Origin of the sequence: Ruminiclostridium hungatei, assembly GCF_002051585.1 — a bacterium.
Classification (GTDB): Bacteria; Bacillota; Clostridia; order Acetivibrionales; family DSM-1351; genus Ruminiclostridium; species Ruminiclostridium hungatei.
The window spans coordinates 36482-57341 of the sequence record NZ_MZGX01000026.1; the positions used below are offsets into that span (position 1 = coordinate 36482).

General features: G+C 41.5%; 17 protein-coding genes and 1 pseudogene. 5 read left to right on the top strand and 13 right to left on the bottom strand.

The annotated features are described in order from the left end of the window. Positions 1 to 28 precede the first annotated feature (28 nt). The 3 genes from addB to CLHUN_RS17300 all read right to left on the bottom strand — a co-directional run bounded on the left by addB (position 29) and on the right by CLHUN_RS17300 (position 6317). The gene (gene addB, locus CLHUN_RS17290) at positions 29 to 3475 is read right to left on the bottom strand and encodes a helicase-exonuclease AddAB subunit AddB (RefSeq protein ID WP_080065882.1); all 3447 of its coding nucleotides are present in this window, start codon (positions 3473 to 3475) and stop codon (positions 29 to 31) included. A 25-nt stretch (positions 3476 to 3500) separates the two neighbouring features. Then, positions 3501 to 4463, bottom strand: coding sequence for a CPBP family intramembrane glutamic endopeptidase (locus CLHUN_RS17295; RefSeq protein ID WP_080065883.1), 963 nt, complete (start codon positions 4461 to 4463; stop codon positions 3501 to 3503). Between the two features lie 147 nt (positions 4464 to 4610). Next, complete coding sequence (locus tag CLHUN_RS17300) at positions 4611 to 6317, bottom strand: flavin monoamine oxidase family protein (protein WP_080065884.1); 1707 nt, start codon at positions 6315 to 6317, stop codon at positions 4611 to 4613. Positions 6318 to 6518: 201 nt separating this feature from the next. Here CLHUN_RS17300 and trxB point away from each other — a divergent pair, with 201 nt between their 5' ends. Then, positions 6519 to 7436, top strand: a complete 918-nt coding sequence (trxB, locus tag CLHUN_RS17305; protein WP_080065885.1) for a thioredoxin-disulfide reductase — start codon at positions 6519 to 6521, stop codon at positions 7434 to 7436. 75 nt (positions 7437 to 7511) lie between these two features. Then, complete coding sequence (locus CLHUN_RS17310; RefSeq protein ID WP_080065886.1) at positions 7512 to 7937, top strand: CBS domain-containing protein; 426 nt, start codon at positions 7512 to 7514, stop codon at positions 7935 to 7937. A 123-nt stretch (positions 7938 to 8060) separates the two neighbouring features. Here CLHUN_RS17310 and CLHUN_RS17315 read toward each other — a convergent pair whose 3' ends face one another. Beyond that, on the bottom strand, positions 8061 to 9842 hold the full coding sequence (locus tag CLHUN_RS17315) for an S-layer homology domain-containing protein (RefSeq protein WP_080065887.1): 1782 nt from the start codon (positions 9840 to 9842) through the stop codon (positions 8061 to 8063). 391 nt (positions 9843 to 10233) lie between these two features. Here CLHUN_RS17315 and CLHUN_RS17320 point away from each other — a divergent pair, with 391 nt between their 5' ends. Continuing rightward, positions 10234 to 10977, top strand: coding sequence for a MerR family transcriptional regulator (locus CLHUN_RS17320; RefSeq protein WP_080065888.1), 744 nt, complete (start codon positions 10234 to 10236; stop codon positions 10975 to 10977). A 381-nt stretch (positions 10978 to 11358) separates the two neighbouring features. Beyond that, complete coding sequence (locus CLHUN_RS17325; protein WP_207559183.1) at positions 11359 to 12024, top strand: ferritin-like domain-containing protein; 666 nt, start codon at positions 11359 to 11361, stop codon at positions 12022 to 12024. Between the two features lie 210 nt (positions 12025 to 12234). Here CLHUN_RS17325 and CLHUN_RS17330 read toward each other — a convergent pair whose 3' ends face one another. The 9 genes and pseudogenes from CLHUN_RS17330 to CLHUN_RS17370 all read right to left on the bottom strand — a co-directional run bounded on the left by CLHUN_RS17330 (position 12235) and on the right by CLHUN_RS17370 (position 19471). Continuing rightward, positions 12235 to 12939, bottom strand: coding sequence for an MBL fold metallo-hydrolase (locus tag CLHUN_RS17330; protein WP_080065889.1), 705 nt, complete (start codon positions 12937 to 12939; stop codon positions 12235 to 12237). 103 nt (positions 12940 to 13042) lie between these two features. Next, on the bottom strand, positions 13043 to 14347 hold the full coding sequence (locus tag CLHUN_RS17335) for a serine hydrolase domain-containing protein (protein WP_165755783.1): 1305 nt from the start codon (positions 14345 to 14347) through the stop codon (positions 13043 to 13045). Positions 14348 to 14361: 14 nt separating this feature from the next. Next, positions 14362 to 15036 carry a TetR/AcrR family transcriptional regulator gene (locus CLHUN_RS17340; RefSeq protein ID WP_080065891.1) on the bottom strand — a complete coding sequence of 225 codons (675 nt, stop codon included), beginning with the start codon at positions 15034 to 15036 and terminating at the stop codon, positions 14362 to 14364. Positions 15037 to 15276: 240 nt separating this feature from the next. Then, positions 15277 to 15477 carry an alpha/beta-type small acid-soluble spore protein gene (locus tag CLHUN_RS17345; RefSeq protein WP_080065892.1) on the bottom strand — a complete coding sequence of 67 codons (201 nt, stop codon included), beginning with the start codon at positions 15475 to 15477 and terminating at the stop codon, positions 15277 to 15279. 92 nt (positions 15478 to 15569) lie between these two features. Then, positions 15570 to 15735 (bottom strand): annotated as a pseudogene (locus tag CLHUN_RS17350) (ATP-binding cassette domain-containing protein); the annotation flags it as partial. Between the two features lie 63 nt (positions 15736 to 15798). After that, complete coding sequence (locus CLHUN_RS17355) at positions 15799 to 16404, bottom strand: FMN-dependent NADH-azoreductase (RefSeq protein WP_080065893.1); 606 nt, start codon at positions 16402 to 16404, stop codon at positions 15799 to 15801. A 39-nt stretch (positions 16405 to 16443) separates the two neighbouring features. Then, positions 16444 to 16671 (bottom strand): hypothetical protein, encoded by a 228-nt coding sequence (locus CLHUN_RS17360; protein WP_080065894.1) that lies wholly within the window; start codon positions 16669 to 16671, stop codon positions 16444 to 16446. After that, positions 16668 to 17849 carry a Ger(x)C family spore germination protein gene (locus tag CLHUN_RS17365; RefSeq protein WP_080065895.1) on the bottom strand — a complete coding sequence of 394 codons (1182 nt, stop codon included), beginning with the start codon at positions 17847 to 17849 and terminating at the stop codon, positions 16668 to 16670. Before CLHUN_RS17365 ends, CLHUN_RS17360 begins: the two co-directional genes overlap by 4 nt. A gap of 20 nt (positions 17850 to 17869) precedes the next feature. Then, on the bottom strand, positions 17870 to 19471 hold the full coding sequence (locus tag CLHUN_RS17370) for a spore germination protein (protein WP_080065896.1): 1602 nt from the start codon (positions 19469 to 19471) through the stop codon (positions 17870 to 17872). Between the two features lie 189 nt (positions 19472 to 19660). Between CLHUN_RS17370 and CLHUN_RS17375 the strand changes: the two genes are divergently transcribed. Beyond that, entirely contained in the window at positions 19661 to 20857 is a 1197-nt protein-coding gene (locus tag CLHUN_RS17375) for a GerAB/ArcD/ProY family transporter (RefSeq protein WP_080065897.1), read from the top strand. The last annotated feature ends 3 nt before the right edge of the window (positions 20858 to 20860 follow it).

Below are 20860 nucleotides of genomic sequence, written 5' to 3' on the forward strand. Positions count from 1 at the left end.
TGTTCTCTATACATTTGTTCCGTATTTGTCACTGCATTTGTTCCAGCATCTGGTGCATCAGCTTCCAGACCTCCTCCGATTCCCTGTCATGCAGCAATTTGAAACTGTTCTCCTTCTGCGCCGGATCAAACTGGCAAATTGAAGAATAGCTGCAATACTGGCAGGAGGTCACTTTTCTTTTTCTGTAGGGCTTGATTGCCACATCACCCTTCATGATTTCCGAACATAAATCCTTAAGCAGCCTTTTTACATACTCCCTTAAAACGGTAAACTGTTCCAGTGTGGCTACTGAGGATTTGCCGAGAACATCCCCCTTGTTTATCCTTGCAGGGATAATCATTGAACTGCCGTCAATTTCGTTGTCCATGTGCTTTATCAATTGTACGTCCGCCAGCAGCAGCCCTTTCATCTTGAGCTTTTTCATGATGGCAGCCTCGATTTCTTCCGGAGTTGCAGTAACCGAGCCCCTGACCAGAGGGTCATCCACCCGGAAGTATAGCATGCCGCCGGGATAGATGCTGTCCTCCGCTTCCCTGCCGGTATTTTGCCACAGAGCGTCCATATATGTGATTAACTGCATCTGAAGGCCATAATATACGTCACTGAGCCTGAAATCCTTCTGCCCCGACTTGTAGTCCACAATTCGCAGATAAGTTCCCTCCCTGGTCTTCAACGCGTCCACTCTGTCTATTCTGCCTACAAGGGTGATTTTTTCACCCGAGTCCAATTCTACTACTATTGGCGGGAATTTGCCGTTTTCGCTGAAATCAACCTCATAACCAATGGGTTCGAAGCTGCTCCTGCGGATGTGCTCAGCTATAAGCCAGACTGCTCTTGTAACCACTCTTTTAAGCCTCACTGTCAGGGCTCGGAACCTCTTTGAACCGCCCAGGATGGTATTTTTCATTCCTGATAACAGATTGTCAACAATCAGGGCCACCTGCTCAGCACACCATTCTTTCTCCAAGGACCGCCAGGATATTTCCCTTTCTTCCACCACTCGGGAAAATTGCTCGATAACCGTATGCATGAATGTACCCACATCCGGAGGGCTTAGCTGGTATATCCTGCGCTCCTTTGCCCCCAGACCGTACTGTACATAGTAGGCAAAGGGACAGGAGGTGTATTTTTCAATTCTTGACACGCTGGAGTATGCATTTGCTCCGTACAGCTCCCGTATTTTTTCCCTGCTTACCGGCAGTGCTGTATTTCTGTATTTAAAGGCTTCTCCCATAAGCTCGCACCTCTGCTTCCACTCAGGCCGGTCCCGATACCATTCATATACGGCCTGCCACACCGGGCTTATTTCCATGCCGTTGTTTCTGTCTCTCAGGGCCAGGACCAACTGATTGAATACCGGCTGCGGTGAGGAAATAAGCCTGACATACTCTTCAGAACCTGCGGGCTTGGCAACATTGCTCTTACAGGTCACCTGGGGGAAAAGCTTCCTCACCCTGGATATAATTCCTGAAGGCCTCATGGTTTTTCCCTCATGGTCAGCTATGGGCCAGCTTATCCTCAAATAGTTTTTTGGTGTGGTCAATGCCCTGTAAATCAGGTTTTGTTCATCAAACACCTGGGTTTTTGTGTCGCTGGCCAGTTCCACCCCATTGTTGTTGAGCACCAGCCTGTCGGCATCGGACAATATACCTTCACTCATACCCGCAGAAGGGAAAATGCCGTCATTTGTTCCAAGCAGGAACAGAGCCTTGATTTCGTGGCTTTTTGAGTGCTCCACGCTTCCTACCAGCACCTGATCCAGTGCAACCGGTATGGATGAAATCTTATACTCTGCCAGACCAATTTTCAGGATGTTTGTAAACCTTTCAATTCCAAGGGTCTCTTCTCCAAGTACTTCAACAACCTGATCGAACACTTCCATAAGGATGTTCCATACCTGCTCATATTCGGAGGCAAGTCTCAGCTCCCCGTTTTGTTTGAACAATTCAATATAGTTCTCTATTTTATTCTCAATTCCCATTTCAGTGAGGTAGTCGTAAAGGCAGCCGCAAAAATCCGCCGCCCTCTTTCTTCCCCTGGTTTTCTCCCTGAAACGGCTAAGGGGCTGTACAATCAGCCTTCTTGTTTCATTTATTTCCAAAAGCATTTGCTGGGTTTCACTGCTGCGCTTTTCCTCCGGCAGCAGTTCAGGAGTCATGTTCCAGTCTCCGTTGTAAGTCCACTTATTCCCCCTTATGCCACACGCCAGAACATAATTTTCTATTTTATCAATCTGATTTTTATCAAAATCCATAAGGCCTGATTTTAAATATCTGAAAACCGCCTCGTAGGACCAGTTTTCATTAAAAATATCCAGCATGGACAAAACCAGTCTGATTAAAGGGTGATTTGTAATTTCTGACTTTGAGTCTATAAAACATGGAATTCCATACTCCTGAAAAATGACCTCCACCAGTTCCTGATATCCTGCCAGATTTCTGGTGACAACTGCCATATCCCTGTACCTCAGCCCCTTATCACGGCAAAGCCTTATAATGTCACGGGCACACTCTTCAATTTCAGTATATATGTTTACCGCTTCATACAGTTCAATATCCTCCGTGCTCTTTTCATATGCCGCATATGGATATGCAAAATAGTTATTCTCAAGCAGGGCAAGTTCCCTGCTCTCCTTGAACCGCGGGAGTACAGGGCTGTTGCAGCATATGGGCGGCAGAACCTTTACCGAATTATCACCTGCTATGGCCGCAAATCTCCTGTAGGTATTTTTAACCGAGAAAAAAACATCGGAAATATCTGAAGCCTCATCCTCCAGAATATCGGTGCAAATCGTTATGTAAACCGTACGAGCTTTAACCATCAACCTCGAAATGACTAAAAACTCCTGGGGAGTGAAGCCCGAAAAGCCGTCTATCCATATGTCCGCCTGGTCATACATATTTGTAGCGTCCAGCTTTGCCGCCAAAAGGGTGAGCTCATCATCGGAATCCCGGTAGCGAAGAGAAAGCAGTTCTTCAAATTTGGAATAGATGAGACTGATTTCCGATACTTTCTGACGGAGGTAGGAATTTACCTCCAGATTATTTATGATATTCTCCATATCCTCCGGATGGACATTATATCTCTTCAGTTCCGTTATAAGGCCGGATATTGTATTGACAAAGCCCTGGCTTCCGGCAGACTTGTGAAATATGGCAAACTCCTCTTTCATCTTATCCAGTATGATATACAGCAGCATGCACTTGCCTGCCGGATGTATATGGGGATAGGTTATGCCGCCCACCTGGTTCAAAACCCGGTATGCCAGCCTTCGGAAGCTCAATACCTCTGTCTCAAGGATACCGCCCGTTTCCAGAACCTTTATAAGATCATATTCAGCCTGAAAGGTGTATTGTTCCGGTACAAGCAAAACCAGCTTTTGGGACTTGTCTTCCGACAACTTTGATTTTATTTGCCTTAAGCAGTGAAAGGACTTTCCAGAGCCTGCCCGTCCATAAATAAATTGAAGGCTCATAGCTTATGTACTCTCCTTGATTATTTTAGTTCAAAATGTGTCTATTGCCGTCCATTGTCTTATCTGTCTTTTTAATAACGAAAGCAGTTGCTGCATAAAACAGGCCGGCAGTTATTATGACTGATACAAGTCCGGACACCGGGTCAAAGTTGGTAGTATAAAAAACCGTATTTGTAGGGAGTGCCGTATCTGGATAGCTCACAAGAAGAAAACAGAACAGGTTGTTGACTGCATGGGCACCCATTGCCGCTTCCAGTGAATTCGTCCTGATGGTGATCATTGCAAGCACCATGCCCACAACAAAGTAATTGAGAATCATGCATATGGTGCTGAATACCCCCAGCTTGTTGGAGGCATATACCTCAGGATTTGCAAGATGAGGCAGTGTAAACACAACTCCGGATATAACAGAAAGCAGCAGGCCGTTTTTTACTTTAAGGCCGAAGCTCTGTATTATATAGCCTCTGAATACAATCTCCTCGGTGGTTGTCTGAATAGGAGTCATTATCAGTATAAGCGGAAGGGTGTACCAGAATTTCGAGCTGTCAAAGGAAAGCTTATACGTTCCCGGATTAAAAATGTAATCCACTCCCGTGCCTATTGCCAGCAATATCCCAAAAACCGCAAAACCAATCCAGAAGTTTGACCATTTAAGCTTTCCCCGGTTATTGAAAACAGAGCCGAAAGGTCTGTTGTGAATCCATTTGATTGCTATAAAAGCACCTGCCAGCATAAAATAAATTGCAAGGTTTGAAAAAATGTAATTGGCCACAGGGTTTACGTACTTCCCCATAAATTCAATGGCATTTTCCTGAAGCAGCGGATCATATATGGAATACGGATTGCGAACAATTGCATATATCATTGGTACTGAAGCCACTATTCCTCCAAGTATGAAATAGAAGTACAATATAACCGCCGAGGCTGCTACAAACCTTGCGGGCCTGTTATTTCCAATTTGTCCTAAATTCTGATATTTTGATATCAATGTATGTTTCCCCCTGGTTTTGCGATTTTGTACAGCATACAATGGTATATGCCTGATTTATTACTTCGTCTGCAATTTATTATACCACTTAAAGAAGCTGTTTAAAATCCCTATTGACCGATGCCATTCTTTTCTTCCTTATCCAGCTCATTTCTGAGTGTTAACCTGCTTTTGCGCACGGCTTGCATATGCCAAAGCATTTGCCGATTCCATTCCGCTCTGGAGCGCACCCTGCATCCATCTGTGAAGTGCTGATACGTGTTCACCCGCAAAGAAAACCTTTTTGCCATATTCCGGCTGTGTCATAGGCCAGGAAAACAGTTTTTTCTGCTCAGGTGTGAAATAGCAGAAGGCACCTCTGAACAAAGGGTCTGAATTCCAGTTTTGAGTCTTGTAATCTGTTACTATACTATCCAGCGCTCCTGCGGGAAGGCCGTGAACCTCTTCCACATCACGCTTGATTTTTGTTATGCGCTCTTCTTCCGTCATATTTCCAAGTCTTACGGCATCCAGATTTAAATTATATGTGCCAAGTATGACTCCAGGGTCATTTACACTGTTTGCCTTCTGGTAATGTGAGGAATACCATATAGTTGTAACGGGAAGGTCTGTATAGGAGCCCCCGCCTATTATCCCCTGCTCCTCCCAGAACCTGCGGTTGCAATAAATCAAGGTTTTCTGGGCATTGCCGTAGTTTACCTCCTTGATTGCCTGCATTTTTATGCTGCTGAAAATAGGGTTTATATCAAAGGTCCTGAGCACTGAAAACGGTACAGCACATACTATGCTGTCAAAGCTCTCAATTTTCAAGCTCTCCGAATCACTTACAGTATATGCTACCGATACCTTTTCGTCAGCATTGCCATAGATACCTTTGACCGTATAACCCGGCCTGTACGAAACATTTCCCAGCCGGGCTGCCGGTATACCCGGATAATATCTTGAGGTATCCTTGCTGGTAAAGGAATTTATAAAGGCCAGTGGCAGATTTACCATTCCCCCTTTTATCTGATACATATACCAGAAGTTTACAGGGTAGTATTCCTGCACGAAATCCACATAATTATTGTATAAAAACTCCCCTCCTATGGGAAACAGGTTGGACAGCAGGTTTATGGCATCCTGGCTCAGCTTCCTCCACTGAAACATCTGCCTTACATTCAGGCTGTCCCAGAACAGCAGTTGTCTGCTGTACCGCGGCAGCACCCTGATTATCTCGCTCCTTACAGAGGGAGGTGCCTGCAAAACCGGAGCTTCTATCCCATAGTAGCCCAGCTCCTGCCAGGGTGTTTCAGCCTCCCAGCCAGTCAACCTGTAGGTCGGATATATATATTTCATTACATTTTTGCCCTGGGGGTCGTTCCTGACCCGAACCTGGTGCAGATAGATAAAAGCATTTGGATCCGACTGTATCCATGGTATTGTTTCAAGCCCGAAAAGATTTATGTAATGCCACATGGTTTCATGATTTACAGGAATTCTCATTGGGCCAAATTCACCATAATACTGCTTTTCCCGGTCAAAATAAAAGGTATATACCCTGCCTCCCGCTCTTTCCTTATTTGCCTCAAAAATTTCAATATCAAAACCCAGCTTCCGTAATTCAAACGCAGCAGACAGACCTGCCAGTCCGCCTCCGATTATTCCTATCCGCCTGCCTTTGAACTGTCCCGGACCTGCAATATTGGTAATGGGCTCAGGAGGAGACATAGCCTTGTTTATATAGTCGTAATCCTCCGTATGGCAGGCCCTGTACAGGGCATACCAGGACATAATGCTTCTCTCATAGTCCGTTGGATTGGGCGGCTGATTGGGTTTGGGCGCTTTGGGGTTTAACAGGTTATCACAAATCATTTTTTCACCCTGAAGTACTTGTTCCTACTCAAGTATATGAAAAAATTCCTGCATATGTGTTAAATTACCGCTGCAATATGCCAGGTCACGGGCGGATTGTAAAATTTTTTTACTCCAAATAAAGATAAAATAATTTTTTATTCTTAATAAATGGGGTATATTATTTTATATAAAATGAAATTCATAAAAGGGGAAAACTTTATGTATGACGTCATTATAATCGGAGGCGGCCCTGCAGGTTACGCTGCTGCTCTTTACAGTTCAAGGGCAAAGTTTGATACTCTTGTTATTGAGAAAATGTTTACCGGGGGTCAAATGGCCACAACTGATGTTATGGAGAACTATCCCGGATTTGAAGAACCCATTGGCGGTTCCGACCTTGCTCTGAGAATGGAAAAACAGGCCAGAAAATTCGGCACAATGGTGCTCAATGATGAAGTAATAGAACTTGACCTTGATTCAAAAATCAAAGTTGTTAAAACCAGAAAAAACACCTATGAATGCAAGGCTTTGATTTTGTGCATGGGTGCATACCCCAAAATGCTGGGGCTTGCCAAGGAAGAAAAATTCAGAGGAGCGGGAGTCTCGTATTGTGCCGTTTGCGACGGTGCATTTTATAAAAACAAAACCGTCGCCATCGTAGGGGGAGGCGACACCGCCGCAGAGGATGCACTTTACCTGGCAAGATTCTGTCCAAAGATTTATGTGATTCACAGACGGGACAAAATGAAGGCCACAAATATTCTTCAGGATGAATTATGCTGCAATAAAAAAATAGAATTTCTTTGGAACTCCGTTGTAGAGGAGATTGTAGGGGAATTTGGAGTGGAAGGCTTGAAAATTCGCAGCCTGACCACTCAGGAAACCACAGAGCTGGCTGTTGACGGTCTATTTGTGGCGATAGGTCTCAATCCGAATATATCCCTGGTAAATGGAAAAGTTCAGCAAAACAGGGACGGCTACATTATTACGGACGAGAGAATGCAAACGAGCATTCCCGGTGTTTTTGCCGCCGGAGATATACGCCACAAATTCTTGAGGCAGGTTATTACCGCCGCGGCTGACGGTGCCACTGCCTCCTACTCCGCAGAGCTTTATATTACCGAAAACAAATGGTGAAACCTTCCGCGTTTTTTTTGATTTCAGAGGGGCAATATAATCATGAATTCTTAAAAGAAAGGGTGATTATATTATATGAAGGTTAGAGACGTGATGACCAAAGATGTTGCTTATGTCAATCCGGCAGCCAGCATTGTTGAAACAGCAAAGCTGATGCAGCAGCATAACGTAGGCTCGATTCCGGTTTGTGACCAGAGCGGCGTTGTAGGTATTATAACAGATAGAGATATAGTTGTCAGAACTGTTGCAAACGGAAAGAATCCACAGCAGACTCCGGTTACAGAAATAATGACTACAGGCGTGGCAACTGTTTCTCCTGACATGGATATGCACGATGTAGCACAAAAAATGTCTACCAGTCAGATAAGAAGAGTTCCGGTTGTAGAAAACAACAGTCTCGTAGGGATTGTTGCCCTGGGTGACATAGCTGTTGATGCCAAATATTATACCCAGGTTGCAGATACACTTGAAAATATTTCAAATCCTTCAACACCGCAGTAATTGACTTTATGACGGGCCTTCTGCCGGCATGCTTCTTATATGCCTCCGGCAGAAGGCCGATTTTACCAGGTGCCTTCCTTCCATTATTTCAAAGTCTGGATATACCCAATGAAAAAATAAAAGTTACTCCATTGGATTTGCAATATTTATATTCTCACCTGTTTTACTGAATTCGGCTGTAGCAGTGAGAACCAACTCCAGGCCGAATCCATCCTGTTCCATACCTGCGGTCAATTTCACCGTCTGCTTTACCAGGTGGCCCTTGTTATTGACATAGGCTTCTATCTTCATATTGATGCCCTTGTTGTATAATTCCTCCAGAGACAGGCCTCCCAGCAAGTCGGAGGGCACGAGATCATACATGAATTCCTTTCCTGCTTTTATCTGGTATTTTGTAACTTCCTCGCCATTTAAAACAGTTGTCCCGGCAAAAGTAATCTTCATTTTGCCGTATGAATCCAGCAGCTTTTGTGTCTCAGCCTTGTCAGCCTCCTGGTCATAATACATAATACCCTGTTCCAAGGCGTCTTCCACTGTAATCTTACTCCAGACTCCAGTTTCCATGTCTTTTGAATACAATTGCCGGCCGATTTTAACAACCTGGTATTCTTCCTTCTGTTCACCGTATATTGGGTCATATGCCTTCAGCTTTGTCAGGGAAGTGGAATCAGACCCGTTATTTGCACCTTCCATAGTATACTCCAGCCCCATTATTTCTTCCCTGTTAATGGTATCTGTCATAGTCAGACTCATGGTGGTTTTGTATTCACCCTTGAAATCCAGCATGTTTTTCAAAGCATTGTACAAAGCCGGATTAGCGGCTGACAGATTGTCTTTAACGGACAGCAGGTTTGTTTTTGTATTCCGGTCAAGGCTCATTCCCATGGCAGAAACAACCTCCTTGACAGGTAAAAGCACCTCGGCTCCGGAAATTACCGGTGTTACCGCCATGGTTACAGCATTACCGGCAGCTTCCGGATCGGTAAAGGGATTTCCGCCGCCCAGATAATTTACATATGCTGTAGAACTGCCAATGCTAAAGTATATATTCTTGTCTTCCGTAATATTTTTCACTACAACACCAGTTTTTGCCTCATCCACGGTCACAACAGCACCCATTTTAACAAATGCCTGTGCCGGAGCAAGTATTTCACCGTTCTGCACCACTGGATCTTCCGTCAGCTTCAGAATATCCCCGTTGAAAATAATAATCGGTTTTCTTATAAGGCTGGCAGACTGATTGATTTTCTCACTGTTTTTTAAAAAGTTGTATAGTATGACAGCTATCTGTTCCTTGGTAGCCTTCCCTGCGGGTGAAAAGGTATTTGAACCTGTACCGCTCATAATATTATTGGAAATCGCAAACTGGATTGAGGCTTTTGCCCAGTCTGACATGCTTGCTTCATCTGAAAAAACCGATAATCCCTCAATACCCTGCCCTGAAAGCACGGCTTCTCCTGACAGCGAAAGACTGTTCAGCAGCATTACCGTCACCTGTTCCCTGGTGCTCATGCTATTTGCGCCGAACTTGCCGTTTCCTGTGCCGCTTACTATACCTTCCCTGGTTGCAGCCTCAACATATTTATATGCCCAGTGACTGGCGGGCACATCGCTGAAAGTGGGTGTCTTGGGTAAGTTTGACGTGTCCAGGTTCAAGGCCTTTACAATAATCGTAACCAGCTCTGCTCTGCTGATTTTCTTAGCGGGATTAAAATACCCGTATTGGTCACCGCTGATTACACCATTGCCTGCCATCCATTGTACGGCCTCCCTTGCATATGAGGAAGCCTTTGACAAATCCCTGACAGACGCTGCCTGTGCAGGTAAAGCCCCTGCAAATATACCTGCAGAAAGAACAGCTGCGGCAATTGCTTTTGTGAATCTATTCAGATGTTTTTTTTGCATATGTCACCTCAAAAGTTATTTTGTCTAAAGACAAACTCTATATTATCAACTTTATGTTAACTAATCCATCTGTAATAGTTGCCAGAAATGCTAAACCATATGGAAAATAGCACAGGGACAAAAGTATACTATCCTTGACTATTCTCCAAGGCCTGTATCCCTTCATATGCCGGGTCGGTTATATAAGCCGTATATCCTGTAGTCTGGACGAACTTACTTATTTTGACCGGAGTGAGAATCCCAATCTCGTCATAAGATGCTGTCAAGTGGGGACTAGTAAATTTTTATTTTTCTTACAGATGCAAATACTATCAAAAATACTATCACAAAAGTCTTGACTATTACGTTGCGTTATAGTTTACAATGATATTTGCAAGGGAGAGTGTAAGAAATGAATGCAAAGGAAGTAGCAAAAATAACTGGTGTAAGTGTGCGCACACTTCATCATTATGACACAATTTCAATCCTTAGTCCAAGTCGTAATCCGGAAAACGGCTATCGCGAATACTCAGACGATGATATGGACAGGCTTCAACAAATCTTGTTCTTTAAAGAATGCGGCTTCTCTCTTGCACAAATCAAGGGACTTTTAAACAGTCCCGGTTTTGATAGAGAAAAGGCGTTCGATTTACAGAAGAAATTTCTTCTGCATGAAAAAAGACGTATTGAATTGATGCTTGAAACTCTTGAGAAATCAGTACAAAATATGAAAGGAAAGATGACAATGAGTATCAAAGATAAGTTTCATGGGTTTGATTTTACAAGTAATCCATATGAAGACGAAGCGAGGCGTTTATGGGGCGACAAGGCTGTGGATCAAAGCAATGCCCACATAAAGTCACTATCGCAAAATGAACAAGAGGCAATAGCAAAAGGCATGGATGATTTGTTTACAGATCTGGCAAAGATAAGGAATGCGCTACCCGACTCTGCAACAGCACAAGCAGCTATGGATAAAATGTACAACCACTTCAATTCAAACTTTGGTTACAGATATTCTCTGGAGGCTTTTGCCGGGGTTGGCCAAATGTATGTTGCCGACGAAAGATTTACTGTAAATATAGACAAATATGGCGACGGCCTGTCTAAGTTTTTATCCGAAGCTATGAAAATTTATGCCGAGAGCCAGAAATAGAAGGCCATAAACAATAAGCAATATACTGACAAAGTGATATCTCAAATTGTCAGTACATTGCTTTCGATACTGGAAATTTATCTGCACAATCAGGTTGAAATTTATTTTTGGGGATGTTACCATATGCAATCGTTCCGCCAATTTTTCCTGAGAAAACCCCTTTTGCTTGCGCAGATTTTTAAGATTTTCACCAAACATGTTGCCTGCCTCCTTTGCATACCTTTACAATACCTTATAATTATCGTTGCGGCAAGCAACGCAGGATAACAATATCAATAAAAATAGATTTATATTTTATTTTAACAGTATTTCACTTAAACAAACTGCAACACATAGTATATAATAGCAATTTATTGATATTTAATATGAAAAGAGGTTGCTATGAGTTATACAAATCCCCATGGACACCCCCAGGGCTTGCCCGGTAAGGTAACAAACCTTTTAAGGCAGGTGATGATCGCAGAAATTGTTGCTATCAACGGATACCAGAAACATATTCTGAGTTCAAATATAGCTGCTGTGAATGAAGCCTGGTATCATATCATGCTTGAAGAAAAAAGCCATTACATAATCGCACTTGATTTACTTAGAAAATATGACACGGCTGAATACAATTATTTTATGACACCTCACGAAATCAATCCCGGACCGGAGACAGGTCAAAATTCAGTAAATATACAAAAAACTCAGAATATTCAACTTCCTTCAAATACTCCCAACACCTCCAACACTCCAAATCACTATTACAATATACAAAAGCTTCAAAACACCAATCCCAATACCGCCCATAATTCAGGAAAAAAATCCTCCGCCTCCTCGCAGCAAAACCGCATCATCACCTACGATAAGCTGTTAATTTTAAATAATATCAGAGATGATATCAAGGGAGAGCTTGAAGCTGTCATTCTCTATGAAGATGAAATAGCTCATATCCAGCAAAAGGATATCCGGCAGGCGCTGCAAAAGATTATAGACGATGAGAAGGAACATACTGAGCATCTTACACAGGTTTTGTTTGCATTTGATTCCGATCCGTATAAGGCTTGAATTACTATTGCTCCTCCAGGTTATTATAAATATTAGGTAAAGTAGCAAAGTGGGAAAATTAAAATATTTTCCCACTTTCCTCTGTGTGCCACGTGTTGCCCCTGTTCCCTGTAATTCCTGTTTCCCTCGTTTCAATCACCCTGCATTTGTTATAAAGAAACAAAGGGATTACTGCTTGATTTTACTTGCAGAAAGGAGAGGATATTTTCACTAAATGATCCTTACTATATGCTGGGATATTCTTGTATACTTTTCAATAACAGACGAATCATGACTGGGTAAAGGAATAATGCCCTCTTTATGTACCTGCTTGATAAACTCCCAATTCTTCTCTAAGCTATACACATTTCCATTTGGAATCTGCCTTTCAAAGTTATCAAGCAAATATGTCTCATCTCCTGAGATGACAAACTTTTCTTCTCCTTCACGAAAATAAATTACAGAAGATCCTTTCGTATGTCCACCGATTACCTTAAAACAAAATGAACCTTGAACTTCAAATACATCTTCAACAATTTGAATTTTTGATGTCTGCATTAGTTGGCTTGTAACCCTTGGATATGCCTTTTGAATTTCCTTCCACGCATCTTTTGAAACTATTATTTCCGCTCCTTGGTACAATTCCAAATTTTCAACATGATCAAAATGTTCATGCGTTATAAAGATTATATCTGCTCTTCCTCCTGTTAAGGCAAGCACTTCCTCCTCAACATCAAGCAAATGCGTACCAAATCCCTTTGCTGTTTCTTTGCTTCGAAAACCGGTATCAAATAAAACCACCTGCTTTCCTATCTTTGCAACATAGTACAAAAACACAAACCCAGGCACCAACACCGTTCGCTCGTCATTATGATAAATTGTACGATAATCTGCATATTTAAATTCGTTTGCATAGTGCACTGCATAAAGTTCCATCTTTTTTAACTCCGTAAGCTCATTAATATTCTCTATGAACTCCTTAGTCCTTTCGTTTAGATTTTATCTGGCAAAAGTGGGTCACCTCAGTGTGGCCGTCAGTTCACCTCTTAATGTCCCAATTACCATTTATTCCAAGCATGTTCTTAGCAACACTTTTTGATAGTTCAAGCCCATCATCACTATTAGTCAACACAATGATGTATTTATTTTGTTCGGGATATAAGACAATTAAACTTTGAAAACCGGGATTAATTCCAGAGTGCCAATAAGTATTTCTATTCTGGCTTTCCCGTTCAATCGCAATACCTAGGCCCCAACTGTTGGTGCTGTCAATATTAATTGCCGGCTGGAACATACCTTTCATAGTCTCATTACTTCCATTATACCGCTTCATTAACTCGTCACAAAACAAAGCCATATCACTGCTTGTAGATTTTAATGAGTAAGCACAATTAGCTTTTTTTGAAATTATATCATTTGTAACGGGTATTGTTATTGAAACAGCTAAACTTAAAACAATTACAAGCACAGTAAATACAGGTAATATGGAATAAAACATTTTCCTGCTTTTTCGTGTTAAAAATGTCAGCAGACATATTATGATAAAGTAAATCAAAAAGACTACCAAAACCTTTGATATCAAAACAAATAAAAGGAATATGGTATTAATAACGAATGCTGCTAAAACAGCAACAATAAAACTGATTCTTAATGAAAAATACTTGAATTTCGTTACTCTTCCAATGAAAGCTCCTAATAAAAACAGGAGGCAAAATGCCACAATAAAAATAAGTAATGAAAAAAGTATAGCAGATGAAAGCTTCATATAAGGTACTACTGTTTTCGCTTTCTCATATGTACTGTTTTTCATTCCCAATGGGTTAAATACATATTCTTCAGCAGCTTGTTCCATTGATAACCCGCTAACACTCTCAATAACGCTTTGTAAATAAATATAACCAACCCCGGAGTATCTAAACTCAGATCCAGGAGAAGAATACAATTTCTTATCAATTCCAAGTTCGTATGATGGAGAGAACCCGGCTGTGTGGGATAGCAATTGCCTTACCGTTATGTCATTAAGTCTTTCGTCGGCTGTTAATAAGTCAGCAGGCAGATAATTTGCAATTTTGCTATCTAAGCTCAGTTTTCCTTCATCAATCAGTGAGAGAGTTATATACGCAGCAACTAATTTTCCATTTGAAGCCAATTCATAAACTGATGTTTCGGTTATCCCTGTACAAAAATTCTCAAACGTAGTCTTACCGTATTCTGAATAAGCAATAGAACAAGCATTAATTTTACTTTCATTAACAATTGCTTCTACTGATTCAGCCCCAAGAACAGGTAATGTAGTAGAATAAAATACAAGTATACATACTAAGAACACTAGGATTTTTCTCATATGTTGTCTCCTTCTTATGTAGGGCATTGCTTGCCCAATAGTGTAAGTGTACTGATATAAAGGCTTTTTATTAATTGCTTTTCATCAAAGACAATAAGTGGTGGCTTTTCTGTTGCCGGCAGATAGCATTTCGTAAGTGTCACATCTCGTATTATCCCATCAAAAGCCGCAATAATAAATGCAACCACCTCTTTCAAAGGTATAATTGGAGTAAAATATCCCGATTCGGTTTGTTCAAATAACAAGACGTACATTTTTTGTGTTAAATATTCAAATACAGTTATTGACTCAACATTTTTGGTAATTTTATCTCTTCTTTTAGTGTCATGCGCAAAAAATGTTCCCAATTCAAATAGGATTTTATTATAACTAATCAGCATATCAGAAAAATAAAGCTCAGAGAAAGAGAATAGATTAAGTAAAATAGTTTCTGGTGAATCCTTCGACTCCACTAATGCATTGATTTGTTCAATATAGTTTTTTTGTGCATTGGCACGATTAATGAGAGCAGCAAATACTTCATCAATATCAGAAAAGTATTTATATACACCTCCTTGGCTCATTCCTGATTGGGATACAATATCAGACATCTTCACATCATACACAGGTTTATGATTACATATCTGTAAAGCAATATCCAATAGTTTATTTTTCTTTTCTTGATAGTAACCGTATTTGACTTTAGGCATATTTTCTCCCAAATAAACGACAATGTTGTCTTTTTATAAGAATATCATATTATTAACCCTACAATCAATATAAAAACGACAATACTGTCTTTTTTAAATCACTTGGGGTATGTGTGAAATAATCCAGTTTTTCATTGATATCTCTCCCGTCTTGACTTTAACTCATTTTCAACGCCGAAACTATGTTGTTTTTCGCTGGACACGCGCAGCAAAAAAAGGCCCTTTACGGGCCTTTTTGCTTTACTTCATATTCTTTTCCGCATATTCAATCATCTTTTTAACCATGTTGCCTCCGATTTTCCCTGCATCCCTGGCTGTAATATCGCCATTATAGCCCTTCTTCAGTTCAATTCCCTCTTCGGCAGCAATTTCATATTTCAGTTTGTCAAGCTTGTTTGCTGCTTCAGGCACCAGAGTTTTATTGCTGTTGTTTTCTCCCATAAAGCATCGCCCCTTCTGAAATATAAATTATCCTTTACGGACAATAATATTATATGAATTTTTTAAGCAAATAAACTGAAAAAAAATTGAAAAAGCCTGTTAATTTGCTCCATCACCCTTAGCTGATTTCTGAAAAAATCAGTTTGGAGGTGGGCTCGTCCATTATGAGTATTTCCGGCTGCTGTTCAAGCACTCTGGCTATTAAAACCATCTGTCTTTCACTCCGCTGATTTTAGTGTATATACGTTCCTTCAAAAACCTATTCCCAGTGAATTCAGGATTTTTTTTAATTCCAATATCAGTCTGGAAATATTGTAAAGACTAAAATTTTCTTGCCTGCACTTCTGCTTCTTGTACCGCCCTGCTCATTATTCCTTCCACATCCTGCCCCACAATATCCAGGCCCTCGGCGGAAATCGTGGTAAAATCGGTTACGCCAAAAAAGCCGAAAATTGTTCTCAAATACCTGTCTCCCATTTCATAACCTGCCGTGAGCTCCTGGCTGTAATTTCCGCCTCTTGTAACAATGTTTACAGCCTTCTTATTTGCAAGCAGCCCCACAGGTCCGTTTTCGGTGTACTTAAAGGTTATTCCGGTCACGGTGATATAATCAATATAAGCCTTTAAAATTGCAGGTATGCTCAAGTTCCACATGGGCTCGGCAATAATGTACTTATCTGCCCCGGCAAATTCATATGCATATTTCAATACGGGATGCTGCCTGCTTTCCTCTGTCTTTGCCCCAAACACCGTATTTATATCCTCCTGTGTCAAAAACCCGATATTGCTTTTATACAAATCCAATTCACGGATTTCATAGCCGGGATGGGCGGACCTGTACATTTGAACGAACTTATCTGCTATTTCGAAGGTTCTCGAACTGCCTGCAGGTTTTGCATTGGCTTTAATATATAGAATCCTGCTCATTTTTGCCTCTCCTTTGTCATATTTGATTTCTGACTTTTGCTAATCTCCATTTACCGCCTTACCCAAGGGTTCGAACAGTCTGGCTACGGCAGATTGCCCTGTAAGCTGAAAATCTGCCAGGAGCAGCGTACCCACCAATACTGCCAATGCCATGAAAAGCGAATATGCCAGAGCTGCTTTCAAGCCTTCTTTTTTATATATCTGTTTTATTTGAAAAAAGGAAATCAGTGACATAAACAGAATTAATGCAATAATTTTTATTATCATTTCTTTATCTCATCCTTCTTTAAATATAGTGGCGGGCCGGACATACCTGAAGTTTTGATTTTGAAATCTACAGAAATATAGACCTTTAAATACGGGAAAATATCATCCCACTGTTTCTCCAGCTTCTTCCACTCACACGGCTTGAACTGGTGAAAAGCCATGCCGAAGCAGAATACATCCGTTCCAACCTCCTTCTGCACCGATGCAATTGTATTTTCAACCTGTTTTCTTATCCTCTCAATTATTGCTTTTTGAACAATATTTATATTATCAGGTACCGACAAATCGAGTTTTGTACTATTTCCGTATATAGAACCACTTCCTGTTATCTCTACAAGAATATACGGCGTTTTTCCTTTAAATTTTGGAATCACCCTGGCATCCTGACCTTTAATATTGACACGTACCACACCGTCATACCTGGGCACCTCTGTTGCAATAATACCGTTCTTCTGCTTTCCCATTATCCATAGATAGCCCTCAGTTTTTTCGGCATCAAGGTAACCCGCCAGCTTAAGGTCGTTAAACAATGCAAGGCCTGTGGTCTTGAAGCCTTCCTCTCCCTTGGTTTTTTCAATGGCCAGTGCTATGGGCTGCATGCCTTTACTGGAAGCAGCTATCAGCATATCGTGTATGTTAGCATCAATGCCCACTCCCAGAACAGCCATCTCCCGCATTGCCTCCGTGGGTATTCTTTCAATGGGATATTCGGTCTTCAGCAGGTCATAACCCTTTTGCCCCTTTGCCACCACAACATTTGTCCGCAGCCTGTTCTGAGGATCACGTCCTATAGAATCCAGCATTATATCTATTCCCTGCTTTGCCAGCTCCTCTCCCAGTATTATTACTCTTCTGTGGCCCCTGAAAAGCCTTCTCGGAAACTTGTTCTGTACATTCTTCTCAGCATCACCTGGATCGATACCTACAGCGGTTTCCACAATAAAGTTTTTCTTTGGGGCAGCCGCGCCTCCCTGACCGCCTTTACTCCCTCCCGACGGCACAAGAATCTGTACGGAATATTGGAGCTTTCCGCCCGGAGCAGTATCATAGGAACTTGCTGTAATCAGTGCCAGATCATTTATTTCTGTCCTGTCCCAGCAGCCCGACAACAGCAGACACATAACTGTAATAATCTCAATGAGAACTATCCTTAATGACCTTATGCAAATTCCTCTCATAAATTAAGCACCTGCCTCCCTCACTTTTTCTTTCCCTGTTGGGGTGACGGTTTCTGTCCTGTTGGCACCCTCACCTTGTTTTCATCATTTGTCGTAAGATTTGGCCTTAAATTCATGCTCCACATGGGAGCACGCACGAATACATCCTTGAGCCTCCTGATATTGAGGGGAGCAACCGGTGAAAAGTAAGGAATTCCAAAGGAGCGAAGATTTACAAGATGAATAAAAATCCCGATTACTCCCAGCGTTACTCCATATAAACCAAAAGAACCTGCCAGAAATATCAGTGGAAACCGCAAAACTCTCACAGCAAAGGAGAGGTTATAGCGAGGTATGGTAAAGGACGCAATGCCTGTAACTGCGACAACAATTACCATTGGAGCTGAAATAAGCCCTGCTTCCACAGCAGCCTGTCCTATAACCAATGCACCTACTATGCTGACTGCCTGTCCAACAGGCTTAGGAAGTCTGATTCCTGCTTCTCTCAGAGCCTCAAAGGTAATTTCCATTATCAGCGCTTCTATTACTACCGGAAAAGGAGTAGGCTCTCTGTTGTCAATAATGCTCATAAGCAGCTTTGAAGGTATCATCTGCTGGTGAAAAGTAGTGACGGCAACATAAACAGACGGTGCAATCAAGGCCATGAATATGAAAATGAGACGAATTATTCTAAGAAAGGTGCTCATGGTAAAATGCTCATAATAGTCTTCATTGGAATGTATTTCCCCCCAGAAGACCACAGGAACCAGCAGTGTGAAAGGGGTGTTGTCACATAAAATGGCTATTTTGCCCTCCAGCAGGTTGGCAGCGACCACATCCGGCCTTTCGGTGTTCTGTACCTGGGGGAAAATACTAAAGGGAGCATCTTCAATAAATTCCTCAATATAGCTGGATTCCATAACACTGTCTATTTTGATCCGTCCTATTCTTGACCTTACCTCATTTATGACCTGGTCCACAGCAATCCCCTGAACATATGCCATGGTTATCTTTGTCTGCGAAATTTCACCTATCATGAAGGATTCCATTTTAAGCCTGGGAGTCCTGAGACGTCTGCGCAGCAGGCTTATATTGGTATTCAGGTCTTCTGTAAAGCCTTCACGGGGCCCTCTGATGACAACCTCCGTTACGGGTTCGCTGATACTCCGCCGCTCACCGCCGCTGATACCCAAAGACAGGATGGTCACTTCCCCATCCACCAGCAAGACTGTGCTTCCTTCCAATACATTCTTTACTACATCCTTTAAAGAATTAATGGTCTTCAGCTTTCCAACCGATATTATCTGCTGCTGAATGAAATCAACAATATTTTTTTGATGGTTTTCTCCTAAAAACGTTTCCGACAGCATAAGCTGCTTTAAGACCTGTTCATCCAGTAGCTTTGTGTCTGTCAGTCCTTCTACATACACCGCTATGGCTTTTACAGTTTTTAAAACCGTGAACGGCCGTATTACCACATCTGTACAGCCTTTAAAAACACTTCTCAAAAAAGCTTCGTTATCCTCAAGGTTACCTGTAAGCTCATGCTCATCCAGAGCTTGTGAATCCTCTTGAAGAATTTTGTCATAGGTTTTCTGCTTTTTCTTTTTAACTATATCTTCTACCTTTATTGGTTTCTTCATAAGCTCACCCTTTTCTTATCACATTAAGTATTATTTCAACCTTGAACAAACTTATCCAGCTATATATTAACAATCCATAGCAATATAAAATAAAAGCTCTGATAATGTCTTTTAAAAATGTATGGAATATGCCTGTAAAAAGGATAATTTTGAAATTTAAGGATAAACTGAATTTCTAGGAGGAGTTCAATGAAAAACAAACAGAAGCAGCTTGTTTCCAGTACTGAAATATGGGCGGCAATGCTCATTTATATTACTGCCGATGCAATGACAGCCCCTATTGGAGGACAGGCCGGAAATATGTCCTGGTTTTCAATATTGATTGCAATAGTGGTGAGTCTGGGTATAACCTGGGTTTATTCACAACTCGCAGATAAAAACTCCGGGAAATCCATCACCGGTATAGCAGAAGGGTTGATGGGCAAATGGTTTGGAAAGGTTATTGCCTTTGTATATGGCTGGTTCAGCCTTGAGCTCAGCTCATACAACCTGAAAAACAACTGGCAGATGACCTCTATAGTTGCTCTTCCTAATACTCCGATTATAATAATCGCCATATTGGCCATGATTTTAGTCATATGGATAGCATATGGAGGCATTGAGACTATCGGCAGACTGTCTCTCATTTATATACCTGCACTGATAGCTTTTTTGGGGATTGCATTTTTACTGCTGAGCAGAGATTTTAATATTAAGAATTTCCTTCCAATTATTGAAGTTGACTGGCGCAAAATATTTTATGCCTCATTTCAAGTTACTACCTTACCTCTTTTACTCAGCATTGTATTTGTAATGATTTTTCCAAGTATTAATAAAAAGGGCAATGTAAAAAAGCCGGCTTTATATGCCATTTTAACAGGGGGATTTCTTATTTTCCTGGCGGATGTACTGTATGTCCTGGTGCTGGGCCCTCTTGTCCCAAACCTTACCTACCCGGGCTATACCACCTTTTCCTATGTAGAAGCGGCTGATTTTCTTGACCGTGCAGAAATTGTTCTGTACAGCCTGTTTATTTCAATCAGCATCATTGAAATAAGCATTTCACTATATGTGGCCGCCCTTTGCTTTGCGGACCTTTTTGGGCTGAAGAATTACAGGATATTGCTGATACCTCTGGGATTTTTAACCCTGGAGCAATCTTTATTTATTGTTAAAAATCACTCCGACCATATCAGCCTGGCTCAATATGGCTGGCCCTGGTATGCAATAATTTTTCAGTTCCTGATACCGCTTTTCCTGCTGATAGTATCTGCTTTCAAAAAGGGCAAGGAACCCGGAAAGGGAAATTCAAACACAAATGCAAACACAAATGAAAATGAGAATGTAAACACAAATACAAACCCAAATACAATCGGTAATAAAACGGAAACTGAAAGTGGAAACTGAAAT